Source organism: Burkholderia sp. 9120 (genome assembly GCF_000745015.1).
Classification (GTDB): Bacteria; Pseudomonadota; Gammaproteobacteria; order Burkholderiales; family Burkholderiaceae; genus Paraburkholderia.
Window position 1 is genome coordinate 3,663,341 of record NZ_JQNA01000002.1, and the last position, 23,045, is coordinate 3,686,385.

19 protein-coding genes and 1 riboswitch are annotated in these 23,045 nt (G+C 63.9%); of the genes, 11 read left to right on the forward strand and 8 right to left on the reverse strand.

Annotated elements, in window-relative coordinates; all coding sequences use genetic code 11:
* Positions 1-47: 47 nt before the first annotated feature.
* Complete coding sequence (locus tag FA94_RS24665; protein ID WP_035556152.1) at positions 48-1,826, forward strand: GMC family oxidoreductase; 1,779 nt, start codon at positions 48-50, stop codon at positions 1,824-1,826.
* Positions 1,826-3,166, forward strand: coding sequence for a c-type cytochrome (locus tag FA94_RS24670; protein WP_051980719.1), 1,341 nt, complete (start codon positions 1,826-1,828; stop codon positions 3,164-3,166). The genes FA94_RS24665 and FA94_RS24670 overlap by 1 nt, the downstream gene beginning before the upstream one ends.
* 30 nt (positions 3,167-3,196) lie before the next feature.
* Here FA94_RS24670 and FA94_RS24675 read toward each other — a convergent pair whose 3' ends face one another.
* The 4 genes from FA94_RS24675 to FA94_RS24690 form a co-directional block, all read right to left on the reverse strand.
* A complete protein-coding gene (locus FA94_RS24675) occupies positions 3,197-3,817 on the reverse strand; it encodes a hypothetical protein (protein WP_051981300.1) in 621 nt (206 codons plus the stop codon).
* A 367-nt stretch (positions 3,818-4,184) separates the two neighbouring features.
* Positions 4,185-4,763 (reverse strand): YceI family protein, encoded by a 579-nt coding sequence (locus FA94_RS24680; RefSeq protein WP_035556154.1) that lies wholly within the window; start codon positions 4,761-4,763, stop codon positions 4,185-4,187.
* Between the two features lie 60 nt (positions 4,764-4,823).
* On the reverse strand, positions 4,824-5,423 hold the full coding sequence (locus FA94_RS24685) for a YceI family protein (protein WP_035556156.1): 600 nt from the start codon (positions 5,421-5,423) through the stop codon (positions 4,824-4,826).
* A 115-nt stretch (positions 5,424-5,538) separates the two neighbouring features.
* A complete protein-coding gene (locus FA94_RS24690; RefSeq protein WP_035556157.1) occupies positions 5,539-6,093 on the reverse strand; it encodes a cytochrome b in 555 nt (184 codons plus the stop codon).
* A 228-nt stretch (positions 6,094-6,321) separates the two neighbouring features.
* Here FA94_RS24690 and FA94_RS24695 point away from each other — a divergent pair, with 228 nt between their 5' ends.
* Together FA94_RS24695 and FA94_RS24700 are read left to right on the forward strand one after the other, a co-directional pair.
* Positions 6,322-7,338, forward strand: coding sequence for a GGDEF domain-containing protein (locus tag FA94_RS24695; protein WP_035556159.1), 1,017 nt, complete (start codon positions 6,322-6,324; stop codon positions 7,336-7,338).
* A gap of 144 nt (positions 7,339-7,482) precedes the next feature.
* Complete coding sequence (locus FA94_RS24700; RefSeq protein WP_035556161.1) at positions 7,483-8,733, forward strand: arsenic transporter; 1,251 nt, start codon at positions 7,483-7,485, stop codon at positions 8,731-8,733.
* 83 nt (positions 8,734-8,816) lie between these two features.
* On the opposite strand, the gene FA94_RS24705 is transcribed toward FA94_RS24700, so the two are convergent.
* Positions 8,817-9,089, reverse strand: a complete 273-nt coding sequence (locus FA94_RS24705; protein ID WP_035562942.1) for a hypothetical protein — start codon at positions 9,087-9,089, stop codon at positions 8,817-8,819.
* A gap of 444 nt (positions 9,090-9,533) precedes the next feature.
* On the opposite strand from FA94_RS24705, the gene FA94_RS24710 reads away from it, so the two are divergent.
* From FA94_RS24710 to FA94_RS24735, 6 genes are all read left to right on the forward strand, one after another.
* Entirely contained in the window at positions 9,534-9,827 is a 294-nt protein-coding gene (locus FA94_RS24710) for an EF-hand domain-containing protein (RefSeq protein ID WP_035556163.1), read from the forward strand.
* A 98-nt stretch (positions 9,828-9,925) separates the two neighbouring features.
* Entirely contained in the window at positions 9,926-11,380 is a 1,455-nt protein-coding gene (locus FA94_RS24715) for an efflux transporter outer membrane subunit (RefSeq protein ID WP_231585026.1), read from the forward strand.
* Between the two features lie 119 nt (positions 11,381-11,499).
* Positions 11,500-12,666 (forward strand): efflux RND transporter periplasmic adaptor subunit, encoded by a 1,167-nt coding sequence (locus FA94_RS24720; protein WP_081936095.1) that lies wholly within the window; start codon positions 11,500-11,502, stop codon positions 12,664-12,666.
* Positions 12,663-15,794: an efflux RND transporter permease subunit gene (locus FA94_RS24725; RefSeq protein WP_035556164.1), complete on the forward strand. Its 3,132-nt coding sequence runs from the start codon at positions 12,663-12,665 to the stop codon at positions 15,792-15,794. The genes FA94_RS24720 and FA94_RS24725 overlap by 4 nt, the downstream gene beginning before the upstream one ends.
* Positions 15,795-15,810: 16 nt before the next feature.
* Complete coding sequence (locus tag FA94_RS24730; protein WP_035556166.1) at positions 15,811-16,524, forward strand: response regulator; 714 nt, start codon at positions 15,811-15,813, stop codon at positions 16,522-16,524.
* A 146-nt stretch (positions 16,525-16,670) separates the two neighbouring features.
* On the forward strand, positions 16,671-17,972 hold the full coding sequence (locus FA94_RS24735; RefSeq protein ID WP_231585140.1) for an ATP-binding protein: 1,302 nt from the start codon (positions 16,671-16,673) through the stop codon (positions 17,970-17,972).
* 10 nt (positions 17,973-17,982) lie between these two features.
* On the opposite strand, the gene FA94_RS24740 is transcribed toward FA94_RS24735, so the two are convergent.
* The 3 genes from FA94_RS24740 to FA94_RS24750 form a co-directional block, all read right to left on the reverse strand.
* On the reverse strand, positions 17,983-18,249 hold the full coding sequence (locus FA94_RS24740) for a hypothetical protein (protein WP_035556168.1): 267 nt from the start codon (positions 18,247-18,249) through the stop codon (positions 17,983-17,985).
* Between the two features lie 289 nt (positions 18,250-18,538).
* Complete coding sequence (gene cobF, locus FA94_RS24745) at positions 18,539-19,315, reverse strand: precorrin-6A synthase (deacetylating) (protein WP_035556170.1); 777 nt, start codon at positions 19,313-19,315, stop codon at positions 18,539-18,541.
* Positions 19,316-19,329: 14 nt separating this feature from the next.
* The gene (locus tag FA94_RS24750) at positions 19,330-20,256 is read right to left on the reverse strand and encodes a LysR family transcriptional regulator (protein ID WP_035556172.1); all 927 of its coding nucleotides are present in this window, start codon (positions 20,254-20,256) and stop codon (positions 19,330-19,332) included.
* 122 nt (positions 20,257-20,378) lie between these two features.
* On the opposite strand from FA94_RS24750, the gene metE reads away from it, so the two are divergent.
* Entirely contained in the window at positions 20,379-22,679 is a 2,301-nt protein-coding gene (metE, locus tag FA94_RS24755; RefSeq protein ID WP_035556173.1) for a 5-methyltetrahydropteroyltriglutamate--homocysteine S-methyltransferase, read from the forward strand.
* Between the two features lie 19 nt (positions 22,680-22,698).
* Positions 22,699-22,896: riboswitch (cobalamin riboswitch) on the forward strand.
* Positions 22,897-23,045: the final 149 nt, after the last annotated feature.

The window sequence follows — 23,045 nt, forward strand, 5'->3', positions numbered from 1 at the left end:
CCTTGGGGCAAACGGCGGAACCGGCACGTCCCCATCAGGACCATTCAATGACCGATAAAACGATGAAAGAGGTCGACGTGGTGATCGTCGGCTTCGGCTGGGCCGGCGCTATCATGGCGAAAGAGTTGACCGAGGCCGGCTTGCAGGTACTCGCGCTGGAGCGCGGACAGTACCGCGATACCTATCCGGATGGCGCGTATCCGACCACGCTGGACGAGCTCACTTATCTGCAGCGTTTCAAGCTGTTTCAGGATATGTCGCGCAGTACTTTCACGTTCCGTCACAACGTGAACGACACCGCATTGCCTTATCGGCAGATCGGTGCATTCAAACCGGGCGAGGGCGTAGGCGGCGCCGGTTTGCACTGGGCGGGCCAGCACTGGCGAATCTATCCGGAAGAATTGCGGTTGCGCTCGCATTACGTCGAGCGTTACGGCGCGAAGTTCATTCCGAAGGACATGACGCTGCAGGATTTCGGCGTGTCTTATGAAGAACTCGAACCGTACTTCGATTTTGCCGAGAAGGTGTTTGGCACTTCGGGCCAGGCGTACCGTGTGAACGGTACGGTGGTGGGCGACGGCAATCCGTTCGAAGCGAACCGCTCGGCGGCGTTCCCGCTACCCGCGCAGAAAGTGCCGTACGGTCCACACCTGTTCATGAAGGCGGCGCGAGAAGTCGGCTTTCATCCGTTCCGTGCGCCGTCGGCCACCGTCTCGGCCGCTTATACGAATCCGTATGGCTGCCAGATGGGACCGTGCAACTTCTGTGGTTTCTGTTCGGGCTATGCGTGCTACAACTACTCGAAAGCCTCGCCCAACGTGAACATTCTGCCCGCGCTGCGCGGCCTGCCGAACTTCGAGCTGCGGCCTGATTGCACCGTGCTGCGCATTACGCTCGACACGGCCGGCAAAGTGGCGACCGGTGTGGAGTATGTGGATGCCGCCGGCAAAGTGGTCGCGCAACCGGCGCGGATCGTGATTGCCAGTACCTTCGCCTATAACAACGCGCATCTGTTCATGCTGTCGGGCATTGGCCGTCAATATGATCCGGTGAGCGGCGAAGGCACGGTTGGCAAGAATGTGTCGTACCAGATGCTCTCGAATATTCAGCTCTTCTTCGAGCCCGGCAAGAACAGCAATCCGTTCATTGGCGCGGGCGGCAATAGCGTCGCGTTCGACGACTTCAACGGCGATAACTTCGATCACGGTCCGCACGGTTTTGTCGGCGGCGCGGCGCTATGGTGCAATCCCGCCGGCGCCAAACCGATTTCCGGCATTGCGGTGCCGGCCGGCACGCCGCGCTGGGGCAGCACGTGGAAAAAGGCGGTCAAGGACAACTACGTGAACACCGTGTCGATCGATTCGAACGGCGCCAACATGGTGTATCGGGATTGCTACCTCGATCTCGACCCCACGTACCGGAACAAGTTCGGGCAGCCGCTGTTGCGCTTTACGTTCGACTGGAAAGACAACGATATCCGCATGACGCGCTTCGTGACCGACAAGCTGGTTCAGGTCGCGAAAGCCATGGGACCGAAGGACTACACGGTCACGCAAAAGAACTTCGGCGATCACTTCGACGTACGGCCGTATCAGACGACGCATTGGGCCGGCGGCCTGATCATGGGCGAGTCGCCGCGAACCAGCGCGTTGAACCGCTACCTGCAAAGCTGGGACGTGCACAACGTGTTCGCGATCGGCTCGAACGTGTTTCCGGTCGGGCTGGGTTACAACCCCACGGGCGCGGTCGCCGCGCTGGCTTACTGGTCGGCGAAAGCGATCCGCACGCAATATCTGAAAGACCCGCGACCGCTGGTGGATGCGTGATGACGAATCTCGAAGCTTTGCGATATCGCTTTGGCGCGGCGCTCTCCATCCTGTCGCTGTCATGGAGCGCTTACGCGGCGCCGGCAGCGGACTCCGCGCAAATTGAACGAGGCGCTTATCTGGCTAGCGCCGGCGATTGCGTGTCCTGTCACACGGCGAAGAACGGCAAGCCGTTCGCCGGTGGTCTACCGCTCGCCACACCGCTCGGCAAGGTCTATTCGACCAACATCACGCCTGATCCGGCGACGGGTATCGGCACGTGGTCTTATGAGGATTTCGCGGCGCTGATGCGGCACGGTAAAACCCGAGAGGGGCATACGGTTTATCCGGCCATGCCGTACCCGTCGTACGCGCATATCGACGATACCGACATGCACGCGTTGTACATGTACTTCATGCATGGCGTCACGCCGGTCTCGCGGACCAACCGCGCGAGCGATATTCCCTGGCCGCTGTCCATGCGCTGGCCGCTGAGCGTGTGGAGTCGGCTCTTCGGACCGGCAACGAAGGCGTACGTGGCTCAGCCCGGCTCTTCGACACAGAGCGCGGCACAGATCGCACGCGGCGCGTATCTCGTGCAAGGTCTCGGCCATTGCGGCAGTTGCCATACGCCGCGAGGCTTCGCGCTGCAGGAGTTGTCGCTCGGCGACGACGCGAATCCGGTTTTTCTGGCCGGCGGCCAGTCGGTCGACGGCTGGATTGCGCCGTCGTTACGCAACGAACACGGCGACGGGCTCGCCGCCATGCCGGCCGCGGAGATCGTCGCGTTTCTGCGCAGCGGTCGCAATGCGCATGCGGCGTCATTCGGCGCCATGAACGACGTCGTGGCCAACTCGATGCAGCACATGAGCGAAGCGGACCTGACGAGTATCGCGGCCTATCTGAAGTCGCTGCCGCCGCACAAGCAGGACGCGCCGCCTTATCGCTACGACGCAACCGTCGCGACGCAGCTTTATCACGGGCAGGTGCCGAATGCCGGCGCGCAGATCTATCTCGATCGCTGTGCCGGCTGCCATCGCTCGGACGGGAAAGGTAACGGCAAGGCCTTCCCGGCGCTGGCAGGCAATCCGGTCCTGCAGACCAACGACCCGACCTCGGCGATTCATATCGTGCTGACGGGCGGTTCGATGCCGCCGACGCGCAGCGCGCCGTCGGCGCTCGCCATGGGGCCGTACGCGGCCCTCCTGAGCGATCGCGAGATCGCGCAGGTGGTGACCTTCGTGCAGACCAGTTGGGGCAATCGGGGCGGCGCGGCCAGCGATCGTCAGGTCGCGAAACTGCGCAAGGCATCGGCGCCGCCGGTTACGTCCAGAACGGCTTCGGCCGGCGTGCTGGAATGATCGCCCTCCAATCGCCAAAAGCGCCGCGCGTTAATTGAACCGATAACTCACACCGATCTGCACGACCGGATAGACCTTGTAGCGCTCCACCTTATTGCTGATGTTCTGCTCTTCCTGGTCGATGTTGGCCTGGGTGGCGAGCATCGAATAGATCGCCGGCACGCTGTACGAGGTGCGCGGCCGTCCATAGGCGACACCGAGATCGAACGTCACGCCGAAGCCCTTCGAAACGGGCTTATGCCCATAGCCGATGCCGAGGTAAGGCATCACGCGCGGCAGCGTGATCGTGGTGGATGGCGCGGCGCCCACCGCCGGCACGAACGCGTCGCCGATCTTGTAGTTGCCCTGCGCGTTCGGCACGGCGTGGGCCGTGACTTCGTCGTCGTTGATCAGCGCGCCCGCGGTCACGCGAAACCCGCTCGATTTGAACGGGAACAGATCGACATAGAGGCCGCCTTGCAGAAGCTTCAGATGGCCGTCGTACTGGTTGCCGTCCACATTGAACGAACGCGACAGGCCGAAGCCTTCGAATTCCGCATGCACGCCCGCCCACGAATTCAGCGGCAGCGCCGCGCCGACACCCGCGCCGAGCGTGCCGCCGTGTGCGTAGATTTCCTGAGCCTCGGCCTGCGTGCCCGCCGTCATTACCATCACCGTTGCGGCCAGGGCCGCAAGTTTCACCTGTTTCACCCAACGTCTCCAGACAAGGTTATTTCCGTGCTGGCGACTTTAAGGTTGAGCGGAGCAGTTCAAATGGGTGAATAGCGGGGAGATGTGGCGGCTCTTCGCGCTCAAGTTTTCTGGCGCGACGAAACCGGAACTTATGACCTGAAAAAGACGGAATACGCCTGTTTTAAAGGGGTATTCGTAGGATGAATCGCGTGCTCGACGCTGTGCCCGGCACCCGCGCTGCACTCGAAAAGCGAGCCGATTCGTCAGATAAAAAAAGCGGTCGCGGTAATACGCGGATCTGCCGACCCGCTACCGCGACCGCCTTGCTACTCAACCAGAACGGCGTTTATTGCTTGATGCCTTCAGCCTGAATGTGCAGCGTGGTTTGCATCTTGAAGCCGTAAGCCTTGCCGAAGTCGATGCCAAAGTCGTCGCGATTGAACGTGGCGGTCGATTCGGTGCCGCACACTTCACGCTTGAGCATCGGGTTCGTGAAGCACTTGAACGATTCGATCTTCAGATTGACCGGCTTGGTGATGCCGTGCATGGTCAGCGTGCCGATCACTTCAACCGGCTTGTCGCCGTCGAAGCGGATCTGCGTGCCCTTGTACGTTGCGGTCGGGTACTTCGCGGCGTCGAAGAATTTTTCCGTGACCAGTTCCGCATCGAGCTTGTCATTGCCGATATCCACCGAGCTCATGTCGATCGTCACGTCCACCGTGCCGGTCTTCGCCGCGCGATCCAGCACGACGGTGCCGCTGCTCTTCTTGAACTTGCCGCGCCACGTCGAGATGCCGCCGAAGTGGTCGGTTTCGAAGCTCGGGTAGGTGTGGGTCGGATCGAGCTGATACGTGTCGGCCGCCATTGCGTTGAACGACAGGGCAGCGGCCAGCGCGCTGGCGGCGAGCAAAAAGGATTTCTTCAAGGTGTTCTCCAGATTTCTAAAGGGGATTTCTAAAAAGACTGCGGCGCTTCGGGTGTCGAATTACTTCTTCGAAGCGACGAGGTGAAATTTGATGACGACTTCGTCGGCCACCACCGAGGTATCTTTCCATTCGCCCGTGCCGACATCGAACTGCGAGCGTTTGATGGGCAGCGAGCCGTCGAAGGTTTGCGTGGCGCCTTGCGCCGTGACGGTGACCGGCACGACGACGGTTTGCGATTTACCCTTGATGGTCAGCTTGCCGGTGATCTTGTACTGGTTGCCGCCGGCCGGCGCGATCGCGCTGGAAACAAAGGTCGCGGCCGGATAGGTTGCGCTGTCGAACCATTCCTTGCCTTGCGCCTGCTTGTTGTAGTCGTCTGCGCCGAGGTCGTAGCTGCCGGTGTCGATCGACACATTGGCGCTGCCGGCGGTCGGCCTGGCGGGATCGAAATTCAGTTGCGCGGAGAACTTTCTGAACTTGCCGTCGACCGGCACGTTCATCTGTTTCGTGGTGGCAATGACCGTGCTTTTGCTGGCGTCGACGTCGGCATGCGCGAGCCCGGCGCCGAACAGCGAAAGCGCCGCGATGCCGGCGAGGATCGGTCGAATCGCGGGACGAATTGCCGCGCGAACGGCGGAGTGATAAAGGTTTGATTTCATAGTGGTACGCATCCTATCGAACCCGCGTGCGTTGATTGCACACCGTGGGGAATTAGATTGCCAACAGGCTGTAGCCAATCGCCGGCTACGCCTGTCACATGATGGTCAGGCGACGTTACTTGAGGAACGGAATCATCCTTGCAAGCAAGCCGTCGCGGTCGACGAATTGATGCTTGAGCGCCGCCAGCACATGCATGACAACCAGCGCGAGCAGCGTGTAATTGAGCAGCACATGAACCGTGCGCAGCGTGGCCTTGAGCGCCTGATCCGGGCCGATGAAGGTAGGCAACGGCACGATGCCCAGATACACCACCTGAATACCGGCGGCGGAACTATAGAAGTAGCCGGACAGCGGAACAGCCAGCATCAGCAGATATAACAGACCATGCACCAGATGCGCCGCGGCCTTCTGCCACGTGGGCGTAGCGCTGTCGAGCGCCGGCGCGCGGTGGGTGGCGCGCCACAGCACGCGGATCACGGCGAGCGCGAAGACGGTCACGCCGATCCACTTGTGCCACGAGAAGTACTTGAGCTTGGTGGGCGTAAAGCCGTGGATATCGGTCATGATCCAGCCGATATAGAAACCGCAGATGATCAATGCAGCGATCAGCCAATGCAGCGCAATGGCGGTTCCGTGATAGCGATCAGGATCTGAAGGACGGGTTTTCATTCTTGTGCTGTGGGTTGGGCATGCGGTATCGCAGGTGAATGCGGATAGTAGGCAGGCCAATGAAAACTGAATAGACGGGTAGAAGAGAACAGATTGTTCTAGTGGTGACGCTAATGGCGCGTGGCATGAAACGCGAGGCGCTACGTAAGCCACATAAACGCGAAAACGCCTGACCGTACCCGGCGCTGTGTTAATTTGCCGGCTGGACCGCGAGGAAGGATTGAATCGATGAACAGCACTGGCAAACACAACGCGCCGCTCGGCGCGGATTTTCTGCGTCACGATTCCGCACCGGCCGCTGCCGGCGTGGAAGGTTACATGGAGCACGACGCCGCCGTCTACCGTACTTTGCTCGAATCGACGAAAGCGATTCCGTGGAAGATCGATTGGGCGACCATGGGGTTCGCCTATATCGGCCCGCAGATCGAAGCGCTGCTCGGCTGGGCGCCGTCGAGCTGGAAAACCGTGCAGGACTGGGCCGCGCGCATGCATCCGGAAGACCGTGACAAGGTGGTCGATTTCTGCGTCGCGCAGTCGAAGGCGGGCACCGATCACGAAGCGGACTATCGCGCGTTGACGAGCCGCGGCGAATACGTGTGGTTGCGCGACGTGGTGCATGTGGTGCGCGACGCGAACGGCGAGGTCGAGGCACTGGTCGGCTTCATGTTCGACATCAGCGAGCGCAAGAAGACCGAAGAGAAACTGGCCGAACTACAGCGCGAACTCGAAGCGCTGTCGTTCAAGGACGGCCTCACGGGCGTCGGCAATCGCCGCGAATTCGACGCCGTCTTGCAGCGCGAATGGAGCGCGGCGCAGCGGCATGCCGCGCCGCTATCGCTGATCATGGGCGACATCGATTTCTTCAAGTCGTACAACGACTACTACGGCCACGTGCAAGGCGATGCGTGCCTGAAGCGGGTGGCTGCCGTGCTGGGCGAAGCGGTGCGGCCGGGCGATTTCGTCGGCCGCTTCGGCGGCGAGGAATTCGTGCTGATTCTGCCGAATACCGGTGCGGAGGCCGCGCGGCAAGTCGTCGAACGATGCCGCGACCGGCTCTCGGCGGAGGAGATTGCGCACGAGCGTTCGCCGTTCCGGCAAACAGTGACCGCGAGTTTCGGCGTCGGCACGCTGATTCCGGCGGCCGATGCCGATCCGGTGGCGTTCGTGAATCTGGTGGACTCGCAGTTGTACCTCGCCAAAGACAATGGGCGCGACTGCATCGCGGCGGTGAACCGGGTGGGCTGATGGCGTGTGCCGTGGCGCCGGCGCGGCGTTGCTCTGGCACAAGCTTTGCTCCCTTAGCGCCGGCAGCGGGCGGCCCACCGGGCCTACCAGACCTGCCGCGTCCCGGACGCGCCTGTGCGCCACTCATTCTAATCAAGGCCACCTTTGAATTCCGTTTTGCTGTCCTGGGGTATCGCCGCGGCCGCCACGGCCGGTGTCATCACCCGGCCGTTCAAATGGCCCGAGGCGGTCTGGGCCGTGGCCGGCGCGCTGCTGCTGGTGTCGTTGGGGCTGTTGCCGGTCGATCTGGCCATCGCGGCGGTCGGCAAAGGCACCGACGTTTATCTGTTTCTGTTCGGCATGATGCTGCTGTCCGAAGTGGGCCGTCGCGAAGGACTGTTCGACTGGGTCGCGGTGCTCGCGGTCAATCATGCCCAGGGTTCGCCGCGCAAGCTGTTCCTGCTGGTCTATCTGGTCGGCGTGGTGATCACCGCCTTTCTTTCCAACGACGCAGCCGCCGTCGTGCTCACCCCGGCCGTATTCGCCGCCGCCAAAAAAGCGAAGACGCACCCGTTGCCGTTGCTGTTCGTCTGCGCATTCATCGCCAACGCCGCGAGCTTCGTGCTGCCGATCTCGAATCCGGCCAACATCGTGCTGTACGGCAATCACACGCCCGCGCTCGGTGCGTGGCTGATGCGCTTCACGCTGCCTTCGCTGCTGTCGATCGTCGCGACTTACCTGATGCTGCGCTGGAGCCAACGCGACGCGCTGGCCGGCACCTGCGAGGCGAATCTGGAACCGCTCGCGCTGTCGGCGAGCGGCCGCGTCGCGCTCGCGGGTATCGCGGTGACGGCGGTCGCGTTGCTGACGGTGTCCGCGTTCGATCTGCCGCTCGGCCTGCCCACCGCGATCCTCGGCGCGCTGACGGCGCTGGTCGTGCTGATCCAGGAGCGCAAATCGCCGCTGCCGATGATCCGCGAAATCTCATGGAGCGTGCTGCCGCTGGTCGCTGCGCTGTTCGTGCTGGTCGAGATGCTCGATCACACCGGCGTCATCACGACGCTCGCCGGCCTGACGCAGCGCGCGGCGCTGCACAACGAAATGAGCACCGCGGGCTGGGCCGGCGCCGCCATCGCGTTCGGCAGCAACCTGATGAACAACCTGCCGGCCGGGCTGATCGCCAGTTCGACGGTGATGCAGGCGCATAGCCCGGAGCGCGTCATCGACGCGCTGCTGATCGGCGTCGACCTGGGGCCGAACCTGTCGATCACGGGGTCGCTCGCCACGATCCTCTGGCTCAACGCGATTCGCCGCGAAGGCGAAGACGTCGGCTTCCTGAAGTTTCTGAAGGTCGGCGTGGTGGTGATGGTGCCGGCGCTCGTGCTGGCGCTTGGCGCGCGGATTCTGATCCACTGAGCGGCGGCGCGCCGCACGCACCTCCCGTCCGCCATTCTTCAGCACAACGGGAATTCACCAGGCAATCTTGCGGACAGCATGTTCTATGCTGGTTCAACAGCCTTTTTTGCAATCGATACGTTATCCGCGGCTGCCTGAGGCGCCGTGGCGACGATCCACGGCGTCACGCGAACCGGCGCCAGCGGAGGCGCGGCCACGTGGACCGGATCGACCGGCACGCCGCTGTAGACCGGCCGGGGCGGCGGCGCATAGACCACGGCGGCGGGCGGCAAGGCAAGCGTGCGGGCGAATGGGGTCGACGACCAGGCGAGACCGAGGGCGGTCAAGGTGGAGACGCAAACGCGGCGAATGGTCATGGAGTACTCCTGAGACGGTGAACGGCGCCGTGCTTCTTGCGGTGAAAAAAGCCTGTCGCGTGGTTCGGATTGCTTGAAAGCCGGGGCGTTCCGCGGGTTGCGGCGGCGCCGCTGACGGCGCTTGCTGCGTCGCTCGAGCCGGCAGACGAAAGATACGCAAAGCGCGTTAGGAACGGCATCGCAAAGTCATTTCATTCCATGTCACGCCGACCGGCCGTGGCGGCGCGATGGCGTGTTGGGAGTGCGTGCTGTATTGCGGCAAGGAACGTGAGCCTCGTGAGCCTTCACATGGCGCGGCGTTGATCGCGGCACCCGTCGGTCATGACATAAGTCGACATGATTCTGAAATTGCGTTCGCCCGGCGCTTGCCCAAGAATTCGGCCTGTCATTGAACGGATCGCGGCACCAGCAGGCGACGCTCGATGACCCATCAAGGAGTCGGTCATGAAGAAGTTGTTCGCCATCGTGTTGCTGTGCTGCGCATCCACCGCTACGTTCGCTCAATCCGCCGCGCCGCAGGCCGGTAATCCCCAGCGTATGCAGCGCATGGAGCAGCAGTTGCAGACGCGTTTCTCGAATGCCAACACCACGCACGACGGCAAGCTCACCAAAGACCAGGCGGCGGCCGGCATGCCGATGGTGGCCAAGCACTTCGACGAGATCGACGCGCAGAAAGCGGGCTACATCACGTTGCCGCAGATCGAGGCATTCATGCAGCAACGCGGGGCAGCGCACTGAGCCGCGCGGGTATCGGCGGGATCGTAGGGCCGTGGCGCGGCGCGCAAGCCGTTCCGCAGCCGAACCCTCAGTCGTCCTTTGACCCACCAGCCTGCGCGATGAAATCCGCCCCGTCCCGCCGTTTGCGCTTTGCCTGCGCGTCGATGATCGTCTCGATGAGCGTGGCATTGAGCGCCTGCAAGAGCGTCGGCCCCGATTTCAAACAGCCGGACGTGACGCTCGAAAACCGCTGGCTCGAAACCTTGCCGGACCCGGGGCAGGCCACGCCTGCCGCGCAGGCCGCCTGGTGGACCGCGTTCAACGACCCGGTGCTGAGCGCGCTCGAAGAGCGGGCTTACCAGCGCAACCTGTCGCTGCAGGTGGCCGGTCTGCATATCTTCAAGGCGCGCGCGCAACTCGCGACCAGCGCGGAAAATCTGCTGCCGCAGTCGGGCAGCATGTCGGCGGGCGCGGACCATATCAACACCAGCGGCGTCGGACCGTTGCCGCCCACGCATTTATGGGCCGAACATTTACGCGTAAACGCCGGCTGGGAAATCGATTTCTGGGGTAAGTATCGCCGGCAGATCGAATCGGACCGCGCGCAATTGCGGGTGTCGGAAGCCGCCTATGACAACGCGCTGGTGTCGCTGTTCGGCGACCTCGCGAATGCCTATATCGACTTGCGCACGCTCGATCAGCGCATCGCGGTGGCGCAGCAGAATCTCAAGTCGGTGCAGCAGAGCCTCACGCTGACGCAGGCGCGCTACCGGCACGGCGCGGCGACGCAACTCGACGTCGAACAGGCCGCCACGCTGGTGGCCGAAACGGAAGCGCAGATTCCGCCGCTCATCAAGGCGCGTGCGCAGGACCGCGACACGCTGGCCGTGCTGCTCGCCGATCCGCCCGACGCCGTCGAGGCGCAACTCAAAGGCGGCACGGCGATTCCCGTGCCGCCCACGCAGATCGATGTCGGCATTCCCGCCGATCTGCTGCGGCGCCGTCCCGACGTGCGCCAGGCCGCGCTCAACGCGGCGGCGCAATCGGCGCTGATCGGCGCCGCGAAGGCGAAGCTGTATCCGTCGCTGTCGCTGACGGGGCTGTTCGGGTTGTCGTCGGGCGAACAGCACGGCATTGGTTTGACGCAGTGGGGCAGCAAGACGATCGGGCTGTTTTCCGCGGGCATCACACTGCCGATCATCGATCGCGGTCAGCTGAAAAACGCGGTGCGAGTTCAGGACGCGACGTTTCAGGAGGCCGTGCTCGACTATCAGAACACCGTGCTGCAGGCGCAGAAAGAAGTGGAAGACGCGATCGCCGCGTTGCGCACGTCGCTGGATGCGCTCGCGGCGTCCGCACGCGCATCCGATGCATCGCAGCGCGCGCTGCGGCTCGCGAACGCGCAGTATCGCGCGGGCTCGGTGACCTACGATCCGGTTCTGGACGCGTCGCGTTCGGCGCTGCGCGACGGCGATGCGCTTGCGCAAAACCAGGGCTGGCGGCGCTCGCGGCGGTGTCGCTGTATCGGGCGCTCGGCGGCGGATGGGAGGTCGCCCAAGGGCAGCAGGTGGTGAGCGAACAGATTGCCACGCAGATGGCGCAGCGCACGGATTGGGGCGTTTGTTGAATCCGCCCGCCGGTTCCGCTTTGGCGCGTGCGAGCGTGGCGCAGCCTGAGAACGGGAAATAAGAACATGGCGAATCGATGCGTGAACAACGAGCGGGGCGGCGCTGAGCGTTGTGTGAAAAGCCGGACCCCATCCGCAATCGCCTTTGGCATTACTCCACCAGCAGTCATCACCCAGCTCGTACTCGCCGCGCTGATCCTCACGCTGACGGCTTGCCACGACAACACCACCCAGGCCGCGCAGAATGCACCGCTACCGCAAGTCAGCGTCAGCCGGCCGGTGCCTCGCGAAGTGCGCGAACAGCTCGACCTGAGCGGCACCGTCGCGCCTTCCGCCACGGTCACGCTGGTGGCGCGCGTGCAGGGCGTGCTGCAGCAGATCGGTTTCGCCGACGGCGCGTACGTCAAGCAAGGGCAGTTGCTGTTCCGCATCGAGCCGGATTCGTATCGCGCGCAACTCACTTACGACCAGGCCGCGCTCGTCAACGCGGATCAGGAACTGACGCGCCAGAAACAGCTCACGTCCGACAACGCGACCTCGGAATCGTCGTTGCAGAAAGCGCAGACCACGCGCGACCAGGCGCTCGCCAAACGCGACATGTCGCGCATCAATCTCGGCTATACGGAAATCCGCGCGCCGTTCGCGGGCCGCATCGGCGCGCGTTCATTCGACGTCGGCAATCTGGTCGGCGCATCCGACTCCAGCAAGCTCGCCACGTTGGACCGCATTCAACCGGTGTACGTGAATTTCACGCTGAACGAGCGCGACGCGAATCGTATCGGGCTGTTCACCCAACCGCCGCGCACCGTGCGCGTGAACGTGCTCGGCGCGCCGGCCGCGCAGGGTGAAGACGCCGCGCTCGAATTCGTCGATACCCGCGTGGATTCGGGCAGCGGTGCGCTCAAACTGCGCGCCGATATCGCCAATCAGGACGCGCATCTGATTCCCGGCATGTCGGTCGAGGTGCATATCCCCGCCGGCGCGCCGCACAACGTCATGCTGATTCCCGATACCGCCTTGCTGCGCGAGCAGGCCGGCACCTTCGTGCTGATCGTGAACGGCGCGGGTGTGATCGAGAAGCGCGCGGTGCAAACCGGCGGCCTGTACGGCGCCTTGCGAGCCGTTACCGTGGGCCTGAACGCAAACGATCAGGTGGTGACCGGCGGCGCGCTGGCCATCGCGCCCGGCACCAAAGTGCAGGTGGTCGCGGCCGCGGCGCAGGCTCAGTCATGATCCGCTTCTTTGTCGAGCGGCCGGTTTTTGCCAATGTGATCGCGCTGATCGTGATGCTGCTGGGCGGCGTGGCGCTGATCAATCTGCCGATCGCGCAGTATCCGCCGATCACGCCGCCGACCGTGCAGGTGGTCGCGCGTTTTCCCGGCGCGAGTGCGGCGACGGTGATCGATCGCGTGGCGCTGCCGATCGAAACGCAGGTCAACGGCGTGGAAAACGCACTGTATATGCAATCGACCAGCACCAACGACGGCACCTACACGCTGACCGTGACCTTCGCCGTCGGCACCGATGTCGACAAGGCGCAGGTGCTGGTGCAAAACCGCGTTTCCGCCGCCACCGCGCAATTGCCGCAAGCGGTGCAGCAGCAGGGCGTCACCGTGCGCAAGCGCTCCACCGCGATCCTGCAGTTGTACACGCTGCAATCGCCCGATCCGAAATACGATTCGCTGTTCCTCAGCAACTACGCGGTGATTTCGCTGCGCGACACGCTCGCGCGTTTGCCGGGTGTCGGCGACGTCACCGTGTTCGGCACCGGTCAATACAGCATGCGCGTGTGGCTCGATCCGCAGAAACTCAGCGAGCGCGGTTTGACCGCCGCCGACGTGGTACAGGCGATCCAGAGCCAGAGCAAAGACGTGAGCGCGGGCCAGCTCGGCTCGGAACCGAACGCGGGCGGCTCCGCGTTTCAACTGACGCTGACAATGCAAGGCGCGCTCACCGATCCGCACGAATTCGACGACATCATCGTCAAAGCCGATCCGAACGACGGCGGCCATTTCGTGCGTATTCGCGACGTCGGGCACACCGAACTCGGTTCATCCAGCTACGGGCAGTTCTTTAACCTCGACGGCAAACCCGCGGCCGGTATCGCGATCTATCAGTTGCCCGAGGCGAATGCATTGGAGGTCGGCAATGCGGTGAAGGCCACCATGGCGCGTCTCGCGAAAGACATGCCGAAAGGCATCAGCTATCAATTGCCATTCGACACGACGACCTTCGTACGGCAATCGGTGCTCGACGTCTACAAGACGCTGTTCGAAGCGGCCCTGCTGGTGCTCGCGGTGATCCTGCTGTTTCTGCAGAACTGGCGCGCGATGCTGGTGCCCGCCACGACGATTCCGGTAACGATCATCGGCACGTTCGGCGCGATCTATCTGCTCGGCTTTTCGATCAACCTGCTGACGCTATTCGCGATCGTGCTGGCTATCGGGATCGTGGTGGACGACGCGATCGTCGTGGTGGAAGGGATCACGCAACACATCGAGCTAGGCAAGACGCCAAAACAGGCGGCCATCGACGCGATGCACGAATTGCTGGGGCCGATTATCGGCATCACGCTCGTGCTGATCTCCGTGTTTCTGCCGTCGGCGTTTCTCGGCGGCGTGACGGGACAGATGTATCGGCAATTCGCGCTAGTGGTGGTCGCTACCACGGTGATCAGCGCGATCAACGCGGTGACGCTCAAGCCGGTGCAAAGCGCAAGGTGGTTGCGACCCGCGCGGCCGGGCAAGCCGAACGTGGTGTATCGCGTGTTCGACAAGGGCTACGCGCGTGTGGAAAGCGGCTACGTGCGGGTGGTCGCATGGTTCGTGGCGCGTTGCCGTCTCGCGCTCGTGATCGCGCTGGCGCTCGGCGCGGCGTCCGCGTTTCTGCTCACGCGTATTCCCACCAGCTTCATTCCGCTCGAAGACCAGGGCTACATGCTGATCGCCGCGCAACTCGCGGACGCCGCGTCGCTCGGGCGCACTCGCGAGGCGAGCACGCAGATCGAAAAACTGATCGGCGCGATTCCCGGTGTGAGCCATGTGGTGTCGATCGGCGGCATCTCGCCACTCGACAATAACGCCTCGCTGCCGAACTCCGCGCTGATCTACGTGACGCTCGACGACTGGAGCAAGCGCGGCAAAGGCGAAGACCTGCGCTCGCTGTATCTGCGCATGAACCGCGAACTCGCGAAACTGCCCGACGTGCGCTCCGTGGTGATCGTGCCGCCGCCGATCCAGGGCCTGGGCAATAGCGGTGGTGTGCAGATGCAGGTGATGCTGACCGACGGCTCGCAAAACTATCAGCGGCTGCAGGACGCTACCGACGCGTTGATTGCAGGCGTCTCGAAGCGCCCCGAATTGCAGCGCGTGTTCAGCCCGTTTCGCGCGTCGGTGCCGACCGTCGAACTGACGCTGGATCGCGCCAAGGCCGAATCGTTGCAAGTGCCGGTCGGCAATGTGTTCGATCTGCTGGAGGACTATGTCGGTTCCAGCTACGTGAACCAGTTCACGACCTTCAACCATACGTTCCCCGTGTTCGTGCAGGCCGACGGCGCGTTCCGTCGCGACACCGACGACATTCGCCGTTTGCAGATTCGCAGCAATAGCGGCCATATGGTCGAACTGGGCACGTTCATCGACGCGCACACGAGCGTCGGCCCGGCTGTCGCGACGCTCTACAACCTCGCGCCGGCCGCGGCGATCAACGGCAATCCGGCGAACGGCTACAGCACCGGCGACGCGATCGCGGCGTTCGAACAGGAAGCCGCGCGGATTCTGCCGGCCGGCGTCGGCTACGAATGGACCGCCATGTCGTATCAGGAGAAGCTGGTCGGCAACTCGGCCTACTGGGTGTTCGCCGTGGGCGTGTTGCTGGTGTTCTGCGTGCTGGCCGCGCAGTACGAAAGCTGGCTGCTGCCGGTCGCGGTGGTGCTGGCCGTGCCGCTCGCATTGCTCGGCACGGCGGGCACGCTGGCGTTGCTCGGCGCCGCCAACAACCTGTACACGCAGATCGGCCTCGTGCTGCTGATCGCGTTGTCGGCGAAGAACGCGATTCTGATCGTGGAGTTCGCGCGGCATTTGCGCGCGCAGGGCGTGGGCATTGCGGAGGCCGCGGTGGAAGCGGCGCGTTTGCGGTTCCGGCCGATCATGATGACCTCGTTCGCCTTCATTCTCGGCGTGGTGCCGCTCGTGATCGCCACCGGCGCGAGTGCGAGCGCGCGCCGTTCGCTCGGGATTGCGGTATTTTCGGGGATGCTCGCCTCCACCTGTATCGCCGTGCTGTTCATCCCGTCGTTCTACGTGCTGTTGCAGCGCCTGGCCGAACGGCACGCGGCGCGTCAAACGCCGCCCGACGCTTAAATCAAGGAGCTTTCGCATGGATCGCCCCGCCAAAATCATCGTGCTCGACGACGAAGTCGAATTGCGCAACATGCTGCAGCGCTTTCTGCGCGGCCACGGTTTCGACGTGCGCGTCGCGGAAGACGGCAAGCGGCTCGATCGTTATCTGGAGCGTGAGCCGTTCGACCTGCTCGTGCTCGATCTGATGATCGGCGACGAAAACGGCCTCGAAATCTGCGCGCGTCTGCGTGAACAGGGGCAGACCTTGCCGATCCTGATGCTGACCGCGAAGGGCGATCCGCTCGACCGCGTGGTCGGCCTCGAAACCGGCGCCGACGACTACCTCGCCAAACCGTTCCTGCCGCGCGAACTGGTGGCGCGTATCAATGCGCTGTTGAGGCGCCAGAAGATGGCGTCCGGCGAAGTCACCGTGACCTCGCAGTCCGTGCGTTTCGGCGATTTCACGCTCGACGTCGGCAAGCAGCAACTGTCGCGCGCGGGCGCGCTGCTGGAGATTCATTCGGCGCAGATGCTGTTGCTGGTTGCGCTGGCGTCGTCGCCGAACCGGCCGGTGAGCCGTGACAATCTGCTGGCGCGCGCACGCGGCCGCGAGCACGACGCGCTCGACCGCAGCATCGACGTGCAGGTGCTGCGGCTGCGGCAGATCGTCGAGGACGATCCGTCCAAACCGCGCTTCATCAAGACGGTGTGGGGCATCGGCTACATGCTGGCCGCGGACGTCGACTCATGACGCGCCCGGAGCCGGACGGGACGCAAAAACACGCTGTGCAAGGCGGCGTGGAAGTAGGGGGGCAAGCCGCGCCAGGCGGCGTGCTACGAGCGCTACTGCCCAGAACGCTGCTTGCGCGCAACATCGTGTTGCTGATCGTGCTGGTGATGCTGAGCCAGGCCTGCGCGCTCGGCGTGTTGCTGCATTACGTGCAGCGGCCGCGGGTCGAACGCGCGGCCGCCGTTTTCGCGACCTATGTGACGACGCTCGACAACCTGCTCGCCGCCACGCCGCCCAGCGCGCGCGCCACGCTGACCGCGCGGCTCGACGCTCGTACGCAACTGCCCGACGACGCCACTGAGGCGCAGCCAACCAATCTGCTACGCGCCTATCGCATCTATCAGCGCGACGTGTTTCTCGACAGCTTGCGCGCGCATTTACCTGCCGACATGCCGGCGCGCTGGCAGTCGGTCGGCGGTCAGCGCCTGTGGATTCGCATGCATGCGCCGGCCGATGCGCCGCAAACGCCGTACTGGATCGCCCTGCCGATTCCCGAAGACGCGCAGGGCAACGGACTCGACGCCGCGATCCTGCTGTCGCTCGGTCTGGGCGCGTTGGCGGCGTTGACGGGCTACCTGATCCAGCGCCACCTCAACCAGCCGCTCCAGCAACTAACGCGGGCGGCGCGCCGCGTGAGCGCCGGCGAGACACCCGCGCCGCTGCCCACCGACGGCCCGACCGAAATCGCCACGGTGAGTCATGCTTTCAATCAGATGACGCAGGCGTTGCAGCAGGCCGAGGCAACCCGCGCGCTGATGCTGGCCGGTATCTCGCACGACATCCGCACGCCGCTGACCAAACTGCGCCTCGCGATGGCCATGGCGATGCCGCACGGCAGCGACAGCAGTTTCGTGGTCGCCGCCGAGTCGTACCTCGACCAGATCGAAACGATCCTGCAGCAGTTCATGGATTACGCGGGCAGCGGCGAACGCGAGGCCGCGGAGCCCGGCGATCTGAACGCGCTGATCGAACGCCTCGCGGGCGATTTCGCGGGGCTGGGGCATGAGTTCGCGTTGTCGCTCGCGGTGCTACCGGCTCTCGCATACCGGCCGATCAGCATGATGCGGCTGCTGATGAACCTGATGCAGAACGCGATCGTATATGGGGGAACGGGGCTCGCGGTGCGCAGCTGGACGACGCCGGAGGCGGTGTATGTCGCGGTCGGCGATCGCGGCAAAGGCTTGTCGGCGCAGGAACTGGAGCAACTTAAGGCGCCGTTTCAGCGCGGCAGCAATGCGCGCGCGCATAGTGGCGGCACGGGGCTGGGACTGGCGATCGTCGAGCGGATCGCGCGGCTGCATCACGGCAGCCTGCAGTTTCATGCGCGCGAGGGCGGTGGGCTGGAGGTGTGGGTGGTGTTGCCCGTTGTGTTGGCCGCCGGGTTGCCCGTCGTGCCGCCGCTCGCGTAGTGGATTGTGCTTAGACCCGATCCAGCCAGGCATCCAGCCCGACCCGGAACGCCACGCCCGCGATAACCGGCACGGTGAGCATGAGGATGATGCCGAAGTTCGGAATCTCGTCGCCATACGTAATGGGACCGTAAAGAACGACACCCGCGACGATCGCGAACACCACGACGCCGACGGCGACCATCAGAAGATTGCGCGCCGGCACCGGCAGCGCCTTGCGTTTCGCCTTGCCCGGCGTGGCGTGGGCGGTGGGAGCTTCGTCGTGTTGGGCAGGCATGATGATTCTCGTGGCTGGAAAAGGCGACGTGAGGAGCGGCGGCGAACCGGACTCCGCTAAGAGTGCGACCGGCATCATACCCGGGCGCGTGCGTGCCGCGCATGTCACGCCGAAACGTCGGGCGTGTGGATGCGGCAACACCTCTAACATCAATATAAGCCGCATTCACGCAAGGAGGATAAAAAGCGCAATACCGGCGGTTACGGCAGATAACCCGGCGGGCGCCGGAGCGGCGCTGCAACAGCGATAGCGCGCGCTTGTGGCATGGCGCCGCCCGCGTCGGGCGGACTCAGGCGCGCTCGCGTTTGCGCAGCAGATACGTGTCCATGATCCAGCCATGCGTGCGGCGCGCCTCTGCCCTGACGCGTTCGATTTCGTCCATCACGTCGCGCAGTTTTCCGGCGATCAGAATTTCGTCGGGCGTGCCGACATAGGCGCCCCAGTAAATGTCGAGATCGTCATTCGCGAGATGCCGGTAGGCGTTCTGCGAGTCGAGCATGACGACGACGCTGTCCACGTTGTCCGGGAAGCCTTCGGCGATCGAGCGGCCGTTGGTGATCGTGATCGAGCGGCCGATCAGGTTCAGCGGAACCTTGTGCCGCGCCGCCAGCGCCTGGACGCTGCTGATGCCGGGAATCACTTCGTAGTCGAGCGCCTCGCCGCCGCCTTCTACGATCGACCTGGCGATTGCTTCGACGATGCGAATCGTGCTGTCGTACAGTGATGGATCGCCCCACACCAGAAACGCACCGACCTCGCCGTCGTTCAGTTCCTCCGCGATCAGGCGTTCGAAGATGCGTTGCTTGTCGCGGTTCAACTCGTCCACTGCGGAGCGATAGTCGCCTTCGTCGGGCCGGCGTTCGGGGCTGCTCGCCTCGACGATCCGGTAACGCTCGCCGTCCACGAAACGCTCGATGATCTGCTTGCGCAGCGCGATCAGCTTCTCTTTCGCGACGCCTTTATCCATCACGAAGAACACGTCGGCCTGGTTGAGCGCGTTGATCGCCTGAACGGTCAGGTAGTCCGGATCGCCCGCGCCGATCCCTATGATCAGGATTTTTTTCATCAAGAGATTTTCAGTTAATGAGGATGAGTGGAGATCAGCTCGATGCTGTCGAGCTGCGCCGCGCAGATGTCGCGAACGATCCTCGCGAAATCGTCGAAGTAGGGTCGCCCCGCAATGTCTTTAGGTGCGACCGCATACAGTTCGCTCCACAGCCCTGCGGCGCCGACCCGTTTCGCGAGCACGTAGTCGTGATCGACGTAATTCTTCACGCCCCAGTTCGGCAGCGCCGCGATGCCGCGCCGGCTCGCCACGAGTTGCATGATCGCGATGGTCAGTTCGGCGGTGCGCCGTTCGAGCTTGATGCCGGCCGGTTCGAGCACCTCGCGGATCAGGTCGATACGCGCCTCCGGCACCGGGTAGGTAATCAGCGTCTCGCCTTGCAGGTCTTCGGGGCCGACACGCCGCTTGTTGCGCAGGCGGTGTTCATTGGCGATCACCACCTGGATCTCGAAGCGGAACAACGGCGCGACGTGCAGGCCGCGTTTGGCAGTGGGCTTCGAACCGATCACCACGTCGGCTTTGCGTTCATTCAGCAGCTTCATCGGGTCCGCGTGAAAACCCGCGACCAGATCCACTTCGACCTCAGGCCAGCGGCGCCGGAATTCGTCCATGACCGGCATCAGCCAGTCGAAACAGGTGTGGCATTCCAGCACGATCCGCAACTCGCCGCGCACGTCGCCCTTCAGGCGAACCAGATCGCGTTCGGCGGTGGCCACGGCGGCCAGCGTGTCGCGCGCGAGCGCGAGCAGCCGCTCGCCGGCGGCGGTGAAACGCAGGCCGTGGCGAGTCCGCTCGAACAGCGAGACCTCGTAATGGGCTTCCATGTCGCGGATCTGGTGCGATAACGCGGACTGGCTCAGATTGACGCGTTCGGCGGCGGCGACCAGCTTGTCGGACTCGGAGATCGCGATCAGCGAGCGAAGATGGCGCAGTTCAAGCATGGCGATACACCGAAACGGGAAAAGTCTTGATATGAATGTGGCTCATATGATGATGAAAACATGTCGCTTGATGAATCATAGCGCGACTCGCACACTGCGCGGCATTCACTCAAGGATTCCGCATGGCCCGCACCCATATTTCCGGTTTTCCGCGCATCGGCGCGCAACGTGAACTGAAGTTCGCGCAGGAGTCGTTCTGGCGCGGCGAGTCCGACGACGCCTATCTGCGCGGTGTCGGCAAGGCGCTGCGCGCGCGTCACTGGGCGTTGCAGCGGGACGCGAAGCTGGATTTCGTCGCGGTCGGCGATTTCGCGTGGTACGACCCGATGCTGAACCTGACCGCGTTGCTCGGTGCGCTGCCGGCGCGCTTCGGCTTCGAACCGGCCACGCTGTCGCTCGCGCAGTATCACGAACTGGCGCGCGGCAACAAGGCGCAGCCGGCGATGGAAATGACCAAGTGGTTCGACACCAACTATCACTACCTCGTGCCGGAACTCGGTCCCGATACGACGTTCAATGGCGGCGTCGACTGGTTCTTCGACGAAGTCGACGAAGCGCTAGCACTGGACTTCGCGGTCAAGCCGGTGCTGATCGGGCCGATCACTTACCTGTGGCTCTCGAAGAGTCGCGTGGCGGGCTTCGACCGGTTGTCGCTGCTGCCCGGACTGGTGATCCGCTATATCCGCATCCTCGACCAGTTGAAGGCGCGCGGGATCGAATGGGTTCAGCTGGACGAACCCGCGCTGTGCCTCGACCTCGAAGCGGACTGGCTCGAAGCGTTCGCCGCCGTCTATAACGTGCTGGGCGACGGCGGCGTCAAGGTACTGTTGGCCACGTACTTCGACACCGCCGCCAACCATGCGCCGCTGGTTGCCGGGCTGCCGGTTCACGGCGTGCATATCGATCTGGTTCGCGCGCCGCAACAACTGGACGCATGGCGTTCGGCGCTGCCGGCGGACAAGGTGCTGTCGGTCGGCGTGATCGACGGGCGCAACGTCTGGCGCGCCGATCTGGGCGAGATCGCGGCTTCGCTGGAAAGCGTTGATGCCGAGCGCGGCGAACGGCTGTGGATCGCGCCGTCGTGCTCGCTGGCGCATGTGCCCGTCACGCTCGCGTCCGAAAAGAAGCTCGACGCCGAACTCCGCTCGTGGCTCGCTTTCGCTACCGAAAAGCTCGACGAGATCGGCACGCTGGCCCTGGCGCTGCGCGATCCGGCGGCGGCCGAACCGGCGCTCGCGGCAGCGGACGCCGCACTCGATTCGCGCCGCAGTTCCGGCGGCGTGTTCAACGTGCTGGTGCAACGGCGCGTCGCCACCATTACCGACGCGATGGCGGACCGCAAGAGTCCGTTCGCCGACCGTAGCCGCGTGCAGCGTCACGCGTTGAAATTGCCGTTGCTGCCCACCACGACGATCGGCTCGTTCCCGCAGACGCCGGCGATCCGGCAAGCACGCGCGGCGTACCGGCGCGGCGAACTCCGCGCGCTCGACTACCTCGAGCGGATGCGCGCGGAAACGGCGAGCGTCGTACGCAAACAGGAAGAACTCGGGCTCGACGTGCTGGTGCATGGCGAAGTGGAACGCAACGACATGGTCGAGCATTTCGCCGACAAGCTGTGGGGCTACGCGCTCACCGAAAGCGGCTGGGTGCAGAACTACGGCTCGCAATGCGTCAAGCCGCCGATCATTTACGGCGACGTGTACCGGCCCGAACCGATGATCGTGGATAACGCCTGTCATGCGCAGTCGTTGACCGACAGGTTGGTGAAAGGCGTGCTGACCGGCCCGGTCACACTGCTCGAATGGTCGTTCGTGCGCGACGACCAGCCGCGCTCGACCACGGCGCTGCAATTGGCGCTGGTGATTCGCGATGAAGTGGTGGACCTCGAGAAAGCCGGCATCCGCATCATCCAGATCGACGAGCCGGCTTTCCGTGAAGGGCTGCCGCTGCGTCAGGCGGACTGGCCCGCGTATCTCGACTGGGCGACCCGCGCATTCCGCATCGCGGCGGGCGGGGTGTCGGACGCGACGCAGATTCACACCCATATGTGCTATTCGGAGTTCAACGACATTTTGCCGTCGATCGCCGCGCTGGATGCGGACGTGATCACGATCGAGACGTCGCGCTCGTCGATGGAACTGCTCGACGGTTTCGGCGAGTTCGCCTATCCGAACGGAATCGGCCCGGGCGTGTACGACACGCATTCGTCGCGCGTGCCGAGCGTTGAAGCGATGCAGCGTCTGCTGGAACGTGCCTGTGAGGTGATTCCCGCCGAGCGCTTGTGGGTCAACCCGGACTGCGGCCTGAAAACCCGTGGCTGGCCCGAGACGGAAGCCGCGTTGACCAATATGGTGCAGGCCGCGAAGGCCTTGCGGCAGAAACTTGTTGCGCCCGAGGTGACGTCCGATATCACGAATAATTGACGGACGGCACTACCAGTCGTTACGCTTGCGCCCTGATGGTTCCCCTGACCGGGATCAAAAGGGAACGCAGTGAGGCGCAGCAATGCGCCGAGTCTGCGGCTGCCCCCGCAACTGTAAGCGACGAGTTCGCGCCACTCATGACCACTGGGACACCGGGAAGGTCGGCGCAGAACGGCGACTCGCGAGCCAGGAGACCTGCCATCGACCGAGGTCTGCGCAGCCGTATCGGGCGGGGTGTCCCGATGCGCCAGCACCGCTCCATGCGGTCGCTCGTTGCAAAGACAGCCTAACCTCAGGACCTGTCATGTCCACCAGCATGTTTCAAAACGCTCCACTCGCGGGGGCGTTGTGCCTTCGCTTTTCCGC